This window comes from Geobacillus kaustophilus (assembly GCF_000948285.1).
GTDB lineage: Bacteria > Bacillota > Bacilli > Bacillales > Anoxybacillaceae > Geobacillus > Geobacillus thermoleovorans_A.
On sequence record NZ_JYBP01000003.1, the window covers coordinates 2,660,470 to 2,677,622 of the forward strand.

Annotated in this window: 13 protein-coding genes, 1 pseudogene and 1 riboswitch; of the genes and pseudogenes, 9 read left to right on the forward strand and 5 right to left on the reverse strand. The window is 54.3% G+C overall.

Annotated features, from left to right (window positions below; translation table 11 throughout):
- Window positions 1–144 precede the first annotated feature (144 nt).
- From LG52_RS13795 to LG52_RS19245, 8 genes are all read left to right on the forward strand, one after another.
- On the forward strand, window positions 145–990 hold the full coding sequence (locus tag LG52_RS13795; protein WP_044732367.1) for an SPFH domain-containing protein: 846 nt from the start codon (window positions 145–147) through the stop codon (window positions 988–990).
- Between the two features lie 15 nt (window positions 991–1,005).
- Entirely contained in the window at window positions 1,006–1,185 is a 180-nt protein-coding gene (locus LG52_RS13800) for a hypothetical protein (protein ID WP_044732368.1), read from the forward strand.
- Between the two features lie 194 nt (window positions 1,186–1,379).
- Window positions 1,380–2,408: an XdhC family protein gene (locus tag LG52_RS13810; RefSeq protein ID WP_044732370.1), complete on the forward strand. Its 1,029-nt coding sequence runs from the start codon at window positions 1,380–1,382 to the stop codon at window positions 2,406–2,408.
- Window positions 2,405–3,079 (forward strand): xanthine dehydrogenase accessory protein PucB, encoded by a 675-nt coding sequence (gene pucB / locus LG52_RS13815; protein ID WP_044733272.1) that lies wholly within the window; start codon window positions 2,405–2,407, stop codon window positions 3,077–3,079. The genes LG52_RS13810 and pucB overlap by 4 nt, the downstream gene beginning before the upstream one ends.
- The gene (locus LG52_RS13820; RefSeq protein ID WP_044732371.1) at window positions 3,031–5,358 is read left to right on the forward strand and encodes a xanthine dehydrogenase family protein molybdopterin-binding subunit; all 2,328 of its coding nucleotides are present in this window, start codon (window positions 3,031–3,033) and stop codon (window positions 5,356–5,358) included. Before pucB ends, LG52_RS13820 begins: the two co-directional genes overlap by 49 nt.
- A complete protein-coding gene (locus LG52_RS13825) occupies window positions 5,345–6,187 on the forward strand; it encodes an FAD binding domain-containing protein (RefSeq protein ID WP_044732372.1) in 843 nt (280 codons plus the stop codon). Before LG52_RS13820 ends, LG52_RS13825 begins: the two co-directional genes overlap by 14 nt.
- A gap of 21 nt (window positions 6,188–6,208) precedes the next feature.
- Complete coding sequence (locus LG52_RS13830) at window positions 6,209–6,691, forward strand: (2Fe-2S)-binding protein (RefSeq protein ID WP_044732373.1); 483 nt, start codon at window positions 6,209–6,211, stop codon at window positions 6,689–6,691.
- 153 nt (window positions 6,692–6,844) lie between these two features.
- On the forward strand, window positions 6,845–6,997 hold the full coding sequence (locus LG52_RS19245) for a hypothetical protein (RefSeq protein ID WP_231578590.1): 153 nt from the start codon (window positions 6,845–6,847) through the stop codon (window positions 6,995–6,997).
- A 193-nt stretch (window positions 6,998–7,190) separates the two neighbouring features.
- On the opposite strand, the gene LG52_RS13840 is transcribed toward LG52_RS19245, so the two are convergent.
- The 4 genes from LG52_RS13840 to LG52_RS13855 all read right to left on the reverse strand — a co-directional run bounded on the left by LG52_RS13840 (window position 7,191) and on the right by LG52_RS13855 (window position 12,884).
- Window positions 7,191–8,345: a saccharopine dehydrogenase C-terminal domain-containing protein gene (locus tag LG52_RS13840; RefSeq protein ID WP_044732375.1), complete on the reverse strand. Its 1,155-nt coding sequence runs from the start codon at window positions 8,343–8,345 to the stop codon at window positions 7,191–7,193.
- A gap of 157 nt (window positions 8,346–8,502) precedes the next feature.
- On the reverse strand, window positions 8,503–9,984 hold the full coding sequence (locus LG52_RS13845; protein WP_044732376.1) for an aldehyde dehydrogenase family protein: 1,482 nt from the start codon (window positions 9,982–9,984) through the stop codon (window positions 8,503–8,505).
- Between the two features lie 69 nt (window positions 9,985–10,053).
- Window positions 10,054–11,709, reverse strand: a complete 1,656-nt coding sequence (locus LG52_RS13850; protein ID WP_044732377.1) for a thiamine pyrophosphate-binding protein — start codon at window positions 11,707–11,709, stop codon at window positions 10,054–10,056.
- Window positions 11,706–12,884, reverse strand: a complete 1,179-nt coding sequence (locus LG52_RS13855) for an aminotransferase class I/II-fold pyridoxal phosphate-dependent enzyme (protein WP_156133455.1) — start codon at window positions 12,882–12,884, stop codon at window positions 11,706–11,708. The genes LG52_RS13850 and LG52_RS13855 overlap by 4 nt, the downstream gene beginning before the upstream one ends.
- Before the next feature lie 545 nt (window positions 12,885–13,429).
- On the opposite strand from LG52_RS13855, the pseudogene tnpC reads away from it, so the two are divergent.
- Window positions 13,430–14,877, forward strand: a pseudogene (gene tnpC / locus LG52_RS13860) (IS66 family transposase).
- A 202-nt stretch (window positions 14,878–15,079) separates the two neighbouring features.
- Here the strand turns inward: tnpC and thiC are convergent.
- Window positions 15,080–16,768: a phosphomethylpyrimidine synthase ThiC gene (thiC, locus tag LG52_RS13865; protein WP_044732379.1), complete on the reverse strand. Its 1,689-nt coding sequence runs from the start codon at window positions 16,766–16,768 to the stop codon at window positions 15,080–15,082.
- Window positions 16,769–16,939: 171 nt separating this feature from the next.
- Window positions 16,940–17,053, reverse strand: a riboswitch (TPP riboswitch).
- Between the last annotated feature and the right edge of the window lie 100 nt (window positions 17,054–17,153).

Consider the following 17,153-nt stretch of genomic DNA (forward strand, 5'->3'; position numbering starts at 1 on the left):
TGATGTTTTTGGATGAAAAATCATGGGAAACATGCGCCTCGCGGTTGAGCCATCGACCACTCCACCTTCTCATCTTAAGGTTTCCATTTTTTTGATTGTATGATATCATATACATATTAAATCGACATTATAAGGGGGATAGGGATGAGAGAACAAGAAGCATGGCGCATGGATGGATTTATCGGCATCGGATGCGTCGCCCTTTTCGTTATGGCTGGTTTTGTCAGCCTTATTCAAGTGCAGCTCTTATTGGCTGTTTTCTGCTTCGTTCTTGCCGCCTTCTTGGCGACTGGCATCACGATCGTTCAGCCGAATCAAGCGAAAGTGATCATTTTTTTCGGCCGCTATTTTGGCACGATTCGCGACAGCGGGCTGTTTTTCACCGTGCCGCTCACCGTTCGCAAGAAAGTATCGCTGCGCGTGCGCAACTTCACGAGCAACAAGCTGAAAGTGAACGACGTTCAAGGCAATCCTATTGAAATCGCCGCTGTCGTCGTCTTTCGCGTCATCGATTCAGCCAAGGCGGTGTTTGACGTTGATGATTACGAACAGTTTGTTGAAATTCAAAGCGAAGCGGCCATCCGCCATGTAGCGACGAAATATCCGTACGACACGTTTGAAGACGACAACGACATTACGCTGCGCGGCAATGCGGATGTCATTTCCGATGTGCTTGCCGCAGAATTGCAAGAACGGCTGCGCATTGCCGGAGTTGACGTGATGGAAGCGCGCCTCACCCACCTGGCCTACTCGCCGGAAATTGCGAGCGCCATGTTGCAGCGTCAACAAGCCGCCGCCATTTTGGCCGCTCGAAAAAAAATCGTCGAAGGCGCTGTCTCGATGGCGCAAATGGCGATTGAACAACTTGACAAAGAAAATGTTTTAGAGTTAGATGATGAACGGAAGGCCGCCATGGTGAACAACTTGATGGTAGCGATCGTTTCCGAGCGCGCCACTCAGCCGGTCATCAATGCCGGGAGTCTATATTAACGGTTGTGGAGTGCGATGACAAAGAAAAAACAATTTCCCCTTCGCATTGACCATGAATTATATGCCGCGCTCGAACAATGGGCGCAAGATGAATTCCGCAGCGTCAACGCCCAGATCGAGTTTTTGCTGCGGGAAGCAGCGAAGCGGGCCGGACGGCTCGGGAAAGGAAAAACGGATCCAAAACAAGGAAGCTAGCCGATGACGGCTGGCTTCTTTTGTTTTTCAGTCATGGGCATTTGTTACAGGAATATAATGATAGCAGAGCTCTTTATTAAAAAGGGGAACGACCCGATGCCTCCGCTTACAGCCATTGCGAAAGTTGATGCATCATCCCCAACGCGCTTTCAACAGCTTAGCCGCCTTTGGCGCAATGCGGAAGGAGGATGAGCATGGAGAGCTACTATGCTGTGCTCGAAGCGATCGCCGGCGCGCCAGGCGATGGTGTGCTGGCCTTCATCATTCAAGTGGAAGGCTCGGCTTATCAAAAAGAAGGAACATGCATGTGGATTGACGCCGATGGCAAAACAATCGGCCTGCTTAGCGGCGGCTGCCTTGAAGAAGCGGTAGCCGTGCACGCCGTCGATATATTGACCCGCCGCCAGGCGGCGGCCGTTTCATTCGACTTGCGCGCCGAAGACGATTCATCTTGGGGGCAAGGCGCCGGATGCAACGGCCTCGTCCGCATTTGGCTCGAGCCGGTCACAAGCGACACAAGGCATGATTGGCTGGCGCTCAAGCGTTGCCTTGACCGCGGTGAACATGTACTGATGGTCCGAAGCGTCGTGCATCCAAACGAACGGCCGTTTTTCCAAAGCGAAACAGGGGAACAATTCGGCGGCTGCTGCCGGACGCCGCGTCCGGAATGGCGCGAATGGCTTCAAGGCACGCCGTTTTACCAAGGGCAAAACGGGTTATACGAAGCGGACGAGGAAACGTTTTACATCCAGCACTTTTGGCCGAAGCCGCGCCTCGTTATTTTCGGCGCCGGGCCGGACGCCCCGCCGCTCGTCTCAGCAGCCAAAACGGCGGGATTTTCCGTTACCGTAAGCGATTGGCGCCCAGCGTTTTGCCACCCATCCCATGTGCCGGACGCTGATGCATGGGTGGTTGGCTTTCCGCATGAAACGGTGCCAGCGCTCCACTTGAATGAACGCGACTTTGTCGTCGTGATGACCCACCAATTTGAACGCGACCGCGAACTCGTCTCGTTGTTGGCCGACAAACCGCTCGCCTATCTTGGCGTGCTCGGGCCGCGGCGGCGCACGGACCGCCTCTTTCCTTCCGGCTCGACGCCTCCATTTGTCCGTTCGCCAGCAGGGCTTTCCATCGGCGCACGCGGCCCGTATGAGATCGCCGTTAGCATCACCGCCGAATTGATCAGCGTCCTTCGCGGACGGTTGACGGGGGCGGAACGATGAACGAGGTTTCCATTGCTGCCATTTATTTAGCAGCCGGGGACAGCCGACGAATGGGAACGGATAAACGCGCTTTGCCTTGGGGGGAAAGCACGCTTGGCGCCGCCGGCCTTAAAGCGGCGCTTCGTTCCCGCCTTGCACCGGTCATCGTCGTCATTCCTCCAGACGATGCGCTCGCGTGGTTTCCGGTCGAGCTTCGGAATCATAAAAAGTGCCGCTTCGTCCGCTGCGCAGTCCATCACCACGGGCAGGCGCATTCGCTTGCCTGCGGCCTGCAAGAAGCGCTCGCTGCTGGGGCCGACGCCGCCGCTGTGCTGCTCGCCGATCAGCCGTTTGTCACGTCTGAAACGATTGATGTGCTTGCCGACCTTTATCGCCGGCACCGTCCTGATTATGTCGCCTTCGCCCGCTTCGGCACGCCGATGCCCCCAGTCATTTTTGGAAAACAAATGTTTCCTTCCCTGCTTTCTCTAAAGGGCGATGCCGGCGGGCGCGCGCTCTTTCGCGATCCCCACTGGTACGGCCTTTTGTATGAAGGCGACGAAACGGCCGGCATCGACATTGACACGAAAGATGATTATAAGCGTGCCGTCATGGATCGAGAAGAAAAGGAGGGACGCCACCCGTGGCCGTCGGTAAAAGCATCATCCGCAAAGAAGCGTGGGATAAAGTGACCGGCCGAGCGAAATATACGAACGATTTCAAAGAACAGGGGATGCTTCATGCCGCTTTGGTGACAAGTCCATACGCCCATGCGCGCATCCTCTCGCTGGATGCACGCCGCGCGATCGCCGCCCACGGCGTCCATGCTGTTGTGACCGGTGAAGGGCTTCCGCTCACCGGTGAAGACATGCGCGATCGTCCGCCGATCGCCGTCGACAAAGTGCGCTACTATGGCGAAGTCGTCGCCGTCGTCGTCGCCGATACGCTCGCGCAAGCCGAACGAGCGGCCCGCCTCGTCCGCGTCGTTTACGAACCGCTTCCAGCCGTCGGTTCACCGAGTGAGGCGTTGAAAGAAGGCGCTCCACTATTGCATGAACATCTCGACCGCTATGAAAAAAACAAAACGACTCATCCTGAGCCAGGGACAAACGTCGCCCACCGGACGAAAATCCGAAAAGGCAACATTGAACAAGGGTTTGCTGAAAGCGACGTCATCGTCGAAACGAGCGTATCGTTCGCCCCTTCCGACCATATCGCGATGGAAACGCGCTGCGCCACGGCGGAAATTTGGCCGGACGGCACGATCCATATTTCCGCCTCCTCACAGTCACCGTTTATGATCAAGAAGTTGCTTCATACGTATTTTGGCGAAGAAACCGGCAAAGTCATCGTCCATACGCCTCTTGTCGGCGGCGCCTACGGCGGCAAGGCGCCCGTCCAGCTTGAACTGCTCGCCTACCTTGCCTCGAAAGCGGTCGGCGGCCGAAAAGTGAGCATATGGAACAGCCGCGAACATGACATGGTCACTTCGCCCGTCCATATCGGTTTGGAGGCAACCGTCAAAATCGGCGCGACAAAAGATGGCTTGTTCAAGGCCATGGAAATCTTATTTCTATTTGACGGCGGGGCTTATTCCGACAAGGCGATCGATGTCAGCCGCGCGGCAGCTGTCGATTGCACCGGCCCGTACCATGTCGAAAACGTTGTTTGTGATTCATTGTGCGTCTATACGAATCGCCCGTACGCGACGCCGTTTCGCAGTTTTGGCCATTGCGAACAGGCATTTGCCGTCGAGCGGGCCATCGATGAATTGGCGCGGACGCTGCAGCTTGACCCATGGGAGGTGCGGCGCAAAAATGCCATTCGCCCGGGGCATACGACCCCAACGCAAGTACGGCTCACAAAAAGCAACGTCGGCAACATGCCGGCCTGCCTCGACCGATTGCGCGAGCTGATGCGTTGGGACGAGTGGCAGCGCGTGGAATTGGACGCCTATACGGTAAGGGCGAAAGGCATCAGCGCCGGCTGGAAAACATCGACGATCGACACAGATGCCAGCTCGGGCGTCATCTTAACGTTCAACTCCGACGGCAGCGTCAACGTCATCTCCGGCGTCGTCGAAATCGGCACCGGCACGAAAACGGTGCTCGCGCAAATCATTGCCGAACGGCTGAAGATGGACGTCGATTGTGTCCATGTCAAAATGGATATCGACACGCAAACGACACCGGAACATTGGAAAACGGTCGCCAGCCGCGGGACGTTTATGGCCGGACGCGCCGCGCTTGCCGCTGCCGATGACGCCATCCGTCAGTTAAAAGACATCGCCGCCTGCGTCTTGCGGGCCTCGCCGGACGATTTGGAAGTTGGTTTCGGGCGCGTCTTTTTGCGCGATGACCCGGCCATCTTTCTTCCGATCAAAGACATCGCCTATGGCTACAAGTTTCCGAACGGCAACGCCATCGGCGGGCAAGTGATCGGGCGCGGCCACTACATTTTGCGCCACTTGACCCCGCTTGGCCCAGAGACCGGCGCCGGCAAGCCGGGCCCGGAATGGGGCGTAGGCGCTGAAGGAGTGGAAATTGAGTTCAACCGCCGCGACTACACGTATCGCATTGTCAAAGCGTATGCGGTCATTGACGCCGGCAAAGTGCTCAACCCAAAGGCAGCGCTTGGCCAGGCGATGGGGGCGATGAGCATGGGGCTAAGCTTTGCCAGCCGTGAAGGGTTTCTTTTTGACAAAGAACAACGCGTCTTAAACCCGCAGCTGCGCACATACCGGCCGATCCGCTTCGGCGAACATCCAGAGTACATCGTTGAGTTTGTCGAAACTCCGCAAATCGATGCCCCATACGGCGCTCGCGGCATCGGCGAACATGGCTTGATCGGCATGCCCGCCGCCTTGGCAAACGCCTTATCGCTCGCTGCCGGCGTGCCGCTCAATGAACTGCCGCTTGTGCCGGAGCTCATTTGGCGGAAACAGAAAGGAGACTCCTATGGTTCCGTTTGACTTTGCCTACTACCGGCCTCAATCGATCGCCGAAGCGACAGCGCTGTTTGCGGCGCTCGAGCAGGACGGAAAACGACCGCTCTACTACGGCGGCGGCACGGAGATCATCACGTTGTCTCGTTTGAACCTTGTCCGAACCGACGCCGTCATTGATATAAAAGCGATCCCTGAGTGCCGGGTGCTTGACGCCAGCGCCGATCCTCTCGTGTTTGGAGCGGCGCTCTCGCTCACCGAGCTTGAGGAAGCAAACCCATTCCCGCTGTTGACAAAGGCGGCGCGAGAAGTGGCCGACCGGACGGCGCGCAACCAAATTACGCTCGGCGGCAACATCTGCGGACAAATTTTTTACCGTGAGACCGCACTGCCGCTATTCGTCGCCGAGGCGGATGCCATCATCGCCGGACCATACGGCATTCGGCAATGCCGCTTCAGCGACTGGTTTCATCAACAGTTGCAGCTCGGCCGCGGTGAATTTGTCGTCCAGTTCAAGGTTGATCGCGCCGCCGCCGCCCTGCCCCACTTTCACCGCAAGCGCCGCAAGCAAGGGGAAGTCGGCTACCCGCTTGTGACGATTGCGGCGCTGAAAAAAGACGGGGCGATTCGCGTTGCCCTAAGCGGCGTCTGTCCGTTCCCGTTCCGCTCTACTGAAGTCGAGGCGCACTTGAACGACCGGAGCCGCCCGGCCGCCGAACGAATTCAAGCAGCGGTTGCCGCTTTTCCGCGCCCGATTTTGCACGATATCGAAGGCTCGGCAGACTACCGACTGTTCGTGGCCGCCCAGCTGCTTGAAGATATGCTTCGTGAGCTCGGAGACGGAGAAACCGTCTAAACAGGAGGTGAACATGCGGACATGGAGGAAACGACAAAGCGGGAGCTTGTGCTGCACGTGAATGGAGAACGAAGATCGATCGTCGCTCGCCAAGCCGAAACGCTGCTGTTTGTTTTGCGCGATCATCTTGGATTGACCGGCGCCAAACCAGGCTGTTTGAACGGCGACTGCGGCGCCTGCACCGTTTTGGTTAATGGCACTCCGATTAAATCATGCATGATGCTCGCTATTGAGACAGTCGGCAAAGAAATCACCACGATCGAAGGGCTTGATGATGCCCCCATTCAACACGCCTTCGTCCGCCACTTTGCTTTTCAGTGCGGCTATTGCACTCCTGGATTCATTATGAACGCCCACGCGCTCATCGAGCGGCATCCGGACGCCGACGAGGCGGCGATTCAAGAATGGCTGGAGTCAAACATTTGCCGCTGCACAAGCTATCAAGAAATTGAAGCGGCGGTCAAAGAAGGGCTCGAATCCCAAAAAGTGGAAACAAAGTTTTGATTTCTCTCTTATCTTTGTTTAACAGTAACACTTCCCGCCCAAGGCCAATGGATGTCCCACTCCTCGCTGGGATATCCTTATGTTGTATCATGCCTCCCATTCTGGTTATTTTCCATTCCAAACACCTATTGACAAAAATATAACGTTCACGTTATGGGTGCAGCCATCGCTCCGGTGCTGTCCGGCGTCATCGGTCATGCTGTTTCCGCGAAGGCACCATTTCTCGTCGCTATGGCACTTGTGTTCGTCGCCTTCCTCTTTCCCGCTTGGCGCAAACGAGAGACGTCGACGGCAAAAATGGCGTAGCTAGAAGAAATCCGCCGCACCGCCGATTTCGCCGCCGACATCGACAAACGCCCGTCTCCGGTTGGAAACGGGCGTTTGTTACATCTTGTTCTTTCTCGAACGGCTTGTTTTCTGTTGCTTTTTTCATCAACAACGCCTTTTTCCCGTTCAGAGCGTCCTTTACGCTTCCTCCTCTCATCATTCTTCTTTTTCATCAACGAACGGTTCGCTTCTCACTGATCATAACGCCGCGTTTTTTCATCTCGTCCATATACACATCCCCCGGAACGATTTGCTCCGGCGGATAGACGCCGCGCTTTGTGATCACCCCGCGGCCGATGAGTTGAGCGACAGCGGAGATTGTGTAGGCCGTCGTACGCGCCATCGCCGTCACCTTATTTTCGCGGTCATTGAACGTGACTGTTTCGTATTCAAGCACCGTTTCCTTTCCATCTTTTCTACCCCCGACGATGACCCGAAGCAACACTACATCATCTTTTCCTTTCAAATCAAGCAGCGGCTTCAGGACGGAAAGCAGCACATCGCGCGGCTTGATTTTGCATCCATTGACCTCAACTTCCACATCGTTGCGCGTCAAGTTCAAATCGACAAGCAGCTTGCATTTTTCCGCATGGCCGCGGTAGCGGATCGTTTTGTACTCGAGCCGCTTTAAATTCGGAAACGAGCGCGAGAGCGTCGACGTCCCGCCTGAGGTGTGAAACGCTTCAAGCGGCCCGAACCGGTCGAAATAAATCGGCTCGACTTCCGAAAGGGACGGCACTTCTTGTTTTTGGCCGTTGCGGATGATCAAGGCCGGATCGGTGTAATGGTCAAGCAGCCCCTCGAGCGAAAACACATGGTTGTACTCCAGCGGCGGTTCGGGGCGGACAGGGATGCCGCCAACATACAGCAAGATGGATTCCACCTCATCGAGTTGACTCGCCCCATAGCCGGATAAAATGTTGATCATCCCGGGTGCGACGCCAAGGTCGGGGATGATCGTCACCCCAGCGGCTTGGGCTTGTTCATGCAGCTCAAGCACCCGATCGGTGATATGGCCGATATGGCCGCCTAAATCGACAGAATGGACGCCAGCTGCAATGGCCGTTTTCGCCACCGTTTCGTTAAACTGGTAAAACAAGGCGTTGACAACCACATCGTGCCCTTTCATGAAAGCCGACAGCTGCCGTTGATCGCTGGCATCCACCCGCACGGCGGCAAGCTTTTCGGAATGAAGCTGCCGCACCGTTTCCTCCGCCTTAGCCAAGTCGACATCCGCCAATGTCACCGCCTCAACGTCTTGGCTTTGCACTAAATCGCGCGCTGCTTCTTTGCCCATCAACCCCGCACCAAGCACGAGCACTTTCATCGTTCTTTCCCCCTCTGTCACTGATTGTTTGCCATACGCTCACATGACAGCCGCTTTTGTCGCATCTTTGCCGCGGCCGCTGCTCCGATTCACGATATAGGTTCCACGTTGATCTTCGCTTCTCTTTTGCCGGCCATATTGCAAGCGACAGCCGGGTTCAATCATCGGTATCGATTTGCGCCCGTTGCAGCTTCCCGCTGAAATCGACATAAATGCTCCGCCATTCGGTGAACACGTCAAGCGCCGCGACGCCGGAGTCGCGATGGCCGTTGCCCGTCCCTTTCGTGCCGCCGAACGGCAAATGAATTTCCGCTCCCGTTGTGCCGGCGTTGACATACACGATGCCGGTGTCCAAATCGCGCATCGCTCGGAATACATTGTTGACATCGCGTGTGAAAATGGCGCTTGACAGTCCATAATCGACGCTGTTGTTGACGGCGATCGCTTCGTCCAAACTGCGGACGGAAATGATCGACACGACCGGGCCGAAAATTTCTTCGCGGGCGATGCGCATATTCGGCGTGACATCGGTGAAAATCGTCGGCGCGTAATAAAAGCCGCGCGCATAGTCGCCCTCCTGCAATATACAGCCGCCCACAAGCAGTTTCGCCCCTTCTTCTACGCCAATGCGCACATAGCGGTCGATTTTTTGCAGCGCCTCTTCATGGATGACGGGTCCGACTTTGACCGTTTCATCCAGCCCGTTGCCGATTTTCAATGTTTTCACGGCTTCAAGCAGACGCCGCTCAAGCTCCTGTTTCACCCGCTCATGGACGATGACCCGGCTGCACGCCGTGCACCGCTGGCCTGATGTACCGAACGCACTCCAGATGATGCCGTCAACCGCCAATGTCAAATCCGCATCATCCATCACAATGACAGCGTTTTTTCCTCCCATTTCAAGCGACACCTTTTTCAACAGCCGTCCGCATTTTTCCGCAATCATCCGCCCGACTTCATTCGATCCAGTAAATGAGATGACCTTGACATCAGGATGTTCGACGAGCGCATTGCCAGCTGTCGGCCCATCACCATGGACCACATGAAACACTCCCGGCGGCAAGCCCGCTTCTTCAAAAATGCGGGCCAACTCCTGCGCCATGATCGGCGTCTCGGGAGCCGGCTTCCACACGACCGCATTGCCGGCAACAATAGCTGGGAACGACTTCCAAGTGGCGATCGCAATCGGGAAATTCCATGGAGTGATGATGCCGACCACTCCAACTGGCACGCGGACGCTCATGGCAAATTTGTCTTTCAGTTCAGACGGCGTCGTATCGCCGAACAACCGCCGTCCCTCTCCGGCCATGTAAAACGCCATATCAATGCCTTCCTGCACTTCGCCCCGCGCTTCCTCAATCACTTTGCCCATTTCCATCGTCAGCAGCCGGGCCAATTGTTCTTTCCGCTCCTTTAGCAACATCCCGACTCTATATAAAACTTCCGCGCGTTTCGGCGCCGGCACGAGCGCCCACTGTTTTTGCGCTTCTTTGGCGGCCTGAACCGCTTCATCGATATCGTTTGGCCCCGACATCGCCACCTCGGCAATCGTTTCCCCCGTCGCCGGATTGATCACCGGCGCAAATTGCCTGGTGCTTGGCTCCTTCCATTCTCCATTGATATAGTTTTGGATTTTCACTGTATACTCCCCCCCATTTTTCCTACAAGATTTATTGAGATAATTTATACATTGAACACCACGTGATCATTATGTCTTCTTCTTGGCCCGCAAATCCTGGATCGTTGCGGCCACCGAAATGTGGTCCGGATCCGTCAACACTTCAATGACCGTTGGCTTCTTGGCCCCAAGCGACAAAAGAAGCGCTTCTGTGAACTGTTGTTCCGTCTGTACTTGGAACCCGCAGCCGTTCAAGCATTCCGCCAACCGGGCAAACGACACGCGGCCTAAATCGGTTCCGATGACCCGCCCCGGAAACTGCAATTCTTGATGCATGCGGATAGTGCCGTACATATGATTGTTAAACACAATGCTGATGATCGGAATATCGTACCGAGCGGCCGTTTCCAACTCCTGCACCGTCATCATAAAGCCGCCATCCCCGGATAAAGAAACGACAGTCCGGTCGGGAAAGGCCAGTTTTGCGCCAATGGCAGCCGGCATGCCATATCCCATCGCTCCTGACGTCGGGCCGATGTACGTGTGCCCATCCCCAAACGGGAAAAAAGCATGAAGCCAACCGGCGAAATTCCCGGCATCGTTCGTAATGACTGCATTTTTCGGCAAATGATGCCCCAAACTCGCCATGACCGCTTCATAGAGATTTCGTTTTTCAAGCGGCAGCACGGCTGTTTGTTCGTATCGTTTCCTCCGTTCGGCCGCCCATTCTTGCCAAGACGGCCGCACCGCGAGATCAAGCAAACGGGACAGCGCTTCCCGACAGTCAGCCCAAACCGCGATATCTGGCTCATACACTTTTCCGAATCCATCGCTGTCGATATCGATGTGAATCAGCGTCTGATTGGGAGAGAACAAACGGTAATCTTGCGTCGTCACTTCCGACAACCTCGTTCCCAACGCCATCACCACATCCGCCTGCTCGGCCGTTTCAATGATCGCTTTGGGCGCTCCTAGACCTAGGTGGCCGACATAGCACGGATGGTTGTGGGGAAATACGTCATGCCGCCGGAATGCCGCCATTACCGGAAGTGCATACTTTTCCGCCCATAAACGCAGCAACTGCTCCGCTCCCGACAATTTGACGCCGCCGCCGGCAATCACGAGCGGCCGTTTGGCGAGCTTCAGAATCTCTTCAATGTTCTGTATATCTTCTTGCCTTGGGGCCGGCTTCGGCACATGAATTTCAGCCATCGCTGCTTCCGTTATCGTTTTGGAAAATACATCTTCCGGAAGTGAAACGACGACGGGGCCGGGCCGCCCTGTTTTCGCGGTGCGAAACGCCCGTTGCACCAACTCCGGCACCCGCTCGGCTTCGCGAATTTCGACCACCCATTTTGCGATCGGACGAAAAAACGCTTCCATATCGACTTCCTGAAATCCTTCACGCCCTAGGAAACGGCTGTTCACTTGCCCCAAAAACACGACCATCGGAGTGGAATCTTGCCTCGCGGTATGGACGCCGATCGTTAAATTCGCCCCGCCAACCGCTCTTGTCGCCAGCACGACGCCGCACTTCCGCGACGCTTTCGCATACCCTTCCGCCATAAAGGAAGCACCCCCTTCATGGCGGGCGGAGATGAACTCGATGGATGGCTCATCATAGATGGCATCAAGCAGGGGCAAATAACTTTCCCCCGGCACACCAAACACATAGCGGATTTGTTCCTGTTTGAAACATTCGACGATGGCCTGAGCCACCGTGATGTGATGCATCGTTCGCTTCATGGCGCCGATTCCTCCCAATCCACTTGCTTCCATCGTTCAACGGCTTGCTGCAGACGCTCCATCGGCGCTGACAGCGATACGCGGACATATCCTTCCCCTGCGGGTCCAAACGCTGTTCCCGGTGTTACGATGACTCCCGCTTCTTCCAGCAGTTTGGCGGCAAATCGTTCGGACGAGTATCCGTCATAGACCGGAATCCACAAGAAAAAGGTCGCTTTCGGCCGCTGCACGTCGATGCCTAGTTCTCGAAGCCTCTCGACCATCATATTCATGCGTTGTTCATAAATGCGGCTATTTTCTCGAATAAACGTCCGTCCGTTCGTCAAAGCCGCCACCGCCGCCTTCTGGATCGGAATAAACTGGCACGTATCTGTGTTGCTTTTGATCACCGAAAGCGCGCGAATCATGTCGCGATTTCCGACCACATATCCGATGCGGCAGCCGGCCATGTTATAGCTTTTGGACAACGAGCCGAATTCCACCGCCACTTCCTTTGCTCCGTCCACCTGCAAAATGCTCGGCGCCCGAAACCCGGCAAACGTCACAAACGAGTAGGCCGCATCATGGGCAATGAACATCTGGTGCTGACGGGCAAGGGAAACGGCTTCGGCAAACACGCTCAAATCGACCGTGGCGGCCGTCGGATTGCTCGGATAATTGAGAAACATGATTTTCGCTTGGTCATAAACGGACGAGGGAAGCGCATCAAACCGAGGCGCGTAGCCATGCTGCGCATCGAGCGGAAGCGATAGGCTCTGGCCGCGGGCAAAATGGACGGCCGTCCGGTAGACGGGATAGCCCGGATCAGGCACTAAGGCGAGCTCGCCGGGATTGAGAACGGCTTGCAACAAATGGACGATTCCTTCTTTCGAGCCGATTAACGCCAACACCTCGGTCTCGGGATCGAGCTTGACGCCATATTCCCGTTCATAAAAACGCGCGACCGCTTCCCGATACTCCCTGCAGCCGCCATATGGCGAATACGTATAGTGTTCTGGTGCATTGAGCGCTTCTTTCAACGCTTCGATGACAAAGGAAGGAGGCGGCAAATCGGGGGCGCCGATCCCTAAATCAATGACATCGACCCCTCGCTGGAGCAGTTCTTCTTTTTTCTTCTGAAATCGGGAGAACAAATATGGCGGCATCGTCTGCACAATATCGGAAAATGTGTTCAATCCCATCCCTCCTCATGGCCCTTCGTTTCAGTTTATGCGCACGCCCACCGCCCTCATGCCCATCTCACGTTCACGAAGCAGCCTATCATACCAATGGCTTTCTCACATCAAGACATCATCAAAATCTTTTTTCTCAAAAAGCGGGCTTTTTCGCTAAGTTGCTAGAAAAACGCGATCAACCTTCTGAAACCCGGCCCTTTCGCCATAAAAAGAAGCGGCCGGCATCATCCATGCTTCGATGACGCAACTGGCCGCTGTCTATGGAAGCGAAACGCCGGCGAAGGCGCCGCGATAGACTGCGCAGTTTTCCCCGCATAATCATTCTATGACTAGAAATTTGCGCCTTATGCCATTATCATAATCAATCCGAAATGATTTGTAAATATATTTTTCAAAAATTATATATTTTTAAAATAGTAATGAACCGCGCCAATTTGCAGGACAAACAAGAGGGGTAACTATTCAGCCACCTCATAAAGTGAGCTGAATATTTTTTGGTTTTCCTGTCTATGATGTGAATATTGATAGACAAGGAGGTGAATCGCATGTTGACGGTACAACAAGCTGTATTGACGGTTGAAAGCTTAATCAGCAAAGTCCAACAACAAAAACAGCTCATTCATCAACTCATTCAAGAAAATGAACATTTGCGTCAAGAAAACAAACAGCTACGCAAAGAAAATGAACAACTGAAGTATCGTGTTCAAGAGCTGGAAGCACGCACGAAAAAAAACAGCTCTAATAGCCATTGCCCCCATCTTCTGACCGTTTTGAGAAAAAGCGTTCCTCCCGCGAGCCGTCTGGCAAAAAGCCTGGCGGACAGGAGGGACATGAGGGAACGACGCTCCGTCAAGTGGAACATCCACATCATCGTGTCGTCCATCGCGTACATACGTGTCAAGGATGCGGGTCTTCTTTGCGTGACGTAAAACCGTTCAAAGTCGATGTCCGTCAAGTGTTTGATCTGCCTCTCGTGACGATGGAAGTGACACAACATGAACGCGAAGTGAAATCATGTCCACATTGCCGATGCGTGCAACAAGCCGAGTTCCCATCACACGTCACCAATCATGTGCAATATGGTCCACGGATCACGGCGCTTGTCGTGTATTTATACAACATACAAATGATTCCATATCAACGTTTACGTGACATGATGGAAGAGCTATATCAACATCCGATCAGCACAGGAACACTTGTCAATATGGTCAAACGAGGTCGCGAAGCACTCGAACCAAACATGGACATCATCGAGGAAGCATTGCTTCAATCGGACATCTTGCATGTCGATGAAACGAGCTTGCGGATCGATGGCAAACAGGCCTGGGTTCATGTCGCCTGTACATCCGCATATACGTACTTAGCTCCTCACGCTTCTCGTGGAAAGAAAGCAACCGATGAAATCGGGATTCTTCCACGATATAAAGGAACGATGATGCATGATGCATTCGGTACATACCCGAGATACACCGAAGCCACACATGCCCTTTGTCATGCCCATCATTTACGTGACTTGAAAGGATTCATCGAACAAGGGCATACATGGGCAAAACGGATGACCACGTTTCTATTAAATGCCAAACAAGTGGTCGAACAACATGGTGGCTTTCTTCCTGAAGAAGAAGCGAAACGTTGGGAGCACGTGTATGATCGCATACTCGAGAAAGCCAACCATCAGTTGGAAGGGATGACACCGTTGCCGAAAAAAGCGCTCTCCTTCGTTCGGCGACTTCAAAAACGAAAGGAAGAAGCGCTGCGCTTTTTGCGTGAAGCCCACGTTCCCTTTGACAACAACCAAGCCGAACGGGATCTTCGCATGGTCAAAGTCAAAGAGAACATCTCGGGTACATTTCGTCAGGAAACGTTCGCGCAGTCGTTTTGCATCGCAAGGAGCATCGTTTCCACACTCACCAAGCACGAAAAAAACGTGTGGGACTCGTTGTGTCTTCTGTTGACAGGCGAAACGATAGATCGTGTTCTTTCCGCTACGTAGGGCATTTTCTATGACAGAAATGCCCTATTTGTGCTGGGCTACTTTACACACTAGCATCGGGGTGAATAGTTACCAAGAGGGGCGATGAACGTTCGCCCCCCTGCTGCTTCGATCAGCACCGAGCGTTTTCCAGCTCATGCTTTTTCCGTTGATCGAACTTCCATTCCTCTCCACCATGCCGAGCATCACAGCACGCTTCTTGTCATTGGTACAGCGACGACCCTTGTCGAATAAATTGTTGCGCTTTTTCTTTCATCCCCTCCTCTTTGATTTTCCGTTGCAGTTCATGTGAAATGTTCATGGAACAAAATTTCGGCCCGCACATCGAACAAAAATGGGCCGTTTTCACCGCCTCAGCCGGCAATGTTTCATCATGGTATTCGCGGGCCCGCTCCGGGTCAAGTGATAAGTTGAACTGGTCGTTCCAGCGAAATTCAAAGCGCGCTTTCGAGAGTGCGTCGTCACGCTGCTGAGCGGCTGGATGCCCTTTTGCCAGATCAGCCGCATGGGCGGCGATTTTATAGGCCACGACTCCGGCGCGTACGTCCTCTTTATTCGGCAACCCTAAATGTTCTTTGGGCGTTACGTAACAAAGCATCGCCGTTCCATAAGCGCCAATGATGGCGGCGCCAATCGCTGACGTAATATGGTCATACCCGGGCGCGATGTCGGTGACAAGCGGCCCTAACGTATAAAACGGAGCCCCGTGGCAAAGCTCCTGTTCCCGCTCGACATTTTCGCGAATTTTATGCATCGGAATGTGCCCCGGCCCCTCGATCATCACTTGCACGTCATGCTTCCAGGCGATTTTCGTCAGCTCGCCGAGCGTTTCGAGCTCGGCAAACTGCGCCTCATCGTTCGCGTCGGCGATGGAGCCGGGGCGCAAACCGTCGCCGAGGGAAATCGCGACATCGTATTGTTTCAAAATCTCGCATATTTCTTCAAAATGCGTATACAAAAAGTTTTCTTCATGGTGGGCCAAACACCATTGGGCGATGATCGAGCCGCCGCGCGATACAATTCCGGTCGTCCGGTTGGCGGTGAGCGGAATGTAATGAAGCCGCACACCGGCGTGGATCGTCATGTAGTCGACGCCTTGTTCCGCCTGCTCAATGAGCGTCTCGCGGTACACGTCCCATGTCAACTTCTCCGGCGCCCCTCCTACTTTCTCAAGCGCCTGGTAAATTGGCACCGTTCCCACCGGAACGGGCGAATTGCGGATGATGTACTCGCGCGTTTTATGAATGTGTTTGCCGGTCGATAAATCCATGACCGTATCGGCGCCCCAGCGCACCGCCCAAAGCAGTTTTTCCACTTCATCTTCAATCGATGAAGAAACAGCCGAGTTGCCGATATTGGCATTAATTTTCACATGGAAACGACGGCCGATGATCATCGGTTCGCTCTCTGGATGGTTAATATTGGCCGGAATAATCGCCCGACCAGCGGCGACTTCTTGACGGACAATCTCCGGATCGATCTGTTCGCGAATAGCGACAAACTCCATTTCCGGCGTGATGATTCCCCGCCTGGCGTAATGCATTTGCGTCACGGTTTTTCCCGGCTTTGCCCGCAATGGGCGGCGCGCGAACGGAAGCGAACACTGGATCGCAACAGAAGACTGCTCCATTTCCTCCACATCACCGCGCTCAATGATCCAGCGGCGGCGAAGGGGAGGCAAGCCTTTTTCCACGTCCGGTTCAAAATCGGGATCCGTATACGGGCCCGTCGTATCGTAGACACGCACCGGTTTGTTTTCCACCATTCCTTGCGGCGTTTTCGTTGGCGACAAAGCAATTTCTCTCATCGGCACGCGCACATCCGGGCGCGACCCTTCGATGTACACTTTGCGGCTTTCCGGAAACGACATAAACGAGCGGATGTTTTCCATGCGTGGCTTCCCCTTTCAACATAAAATTATGAAAGATCAGATCCGAAGCCACACCGTCTGAAGCGGGGCAAACACGAGAATAGGCGATGGCGGCCGATTCAAAATAAAAACAGGTTCCGACACCGGAACCTGATCGAAGGCAAAAGGTCAAATGAACAAGACACGTCCATCTGTTCCCGCTGCCTGCTTCCCTACGCTGGCATGACCCAGATCAGGTTCAAAGGGTCAAAGAACTTCATCGCGTTCTTTTCTCAGCCCGGCTCTCGGACTCCCCTAGCAGATAAGCGTATAACAATGATGACTGACTTTTTTTATTTTATCAGGCAATTGGCAAAGATGCAAACCATTTTATTCCAAACCTTGACTTCCACACGTCGTTTGAAAG

Coding starts and splice junctions, on each gene's coding strand:
- LG52_RS13830 (WP_044732373.1), top strand. CDS start 6,209: ATGGAGGAAACGACAAAGCGGGAGCTTGTGCTGCACGTGAATGGAGAA.
- LG52_RS13810 (WP_044732370.1), top strand. CDS start 1,380: ATGGAGAGCTACTATGCTGTGCTCGAAGCGATCGCCGGCGCGCCAGGC.
- LG52_RS13800 (WP_044732368.1), top strand. CDS start 1,006: ATGACAAAGAAAAAACAATTTCCCCTTCGCATTGACCATGAATTATAT.
- LG52_RS19245 (WP_231578590.1), top strand. CDS start 6,845: ATGGGTGCAGCCATCGCTCCGGTGCTGTCCGGCGTCATCGGTCATGCT.
- LG52_RS13840 (WP_044732375.1), bottom strand. CDS start 8,345: ATGAAAGTGCTCGTGCTTGGTGCGGGGTTGATGGGCAAAGAAGCAGCG.
- pucB (WP_044733272.1), top strand. CDS start 2,405: ATGAACGAGGTTTCCATTGCTGCCATTTATTTAGCAGCCGGGGACAGC.
- LG52_RS13825 (WP_044732372.1), top strand. CDS start 5,345: ATGGTTCCGTTTGACTTTGCCTACTACCGGCCTCAATCGATCGCCGAA.
- thiC (WP_044732379.1), bottom strand. CDS start 16,768: ATGGAAAACATCCGCTCGTTTATGTCGTTTCCGGAAAGCCGCAAAGTG.
- LG52_RS13850 (WP_044732377.1), bottom strand. CDS start 11,709: ATGAAGCGAACGATGCATCACATCACGGTGGCTCAGGCCATCGTCGAA.
- LG52_RS13795 (WP_044732367.1), top strand. CDS start 145: ATGAGAGAACAAGAAGCATGGCGCATGGATGGATTTATCGGCATCGGA.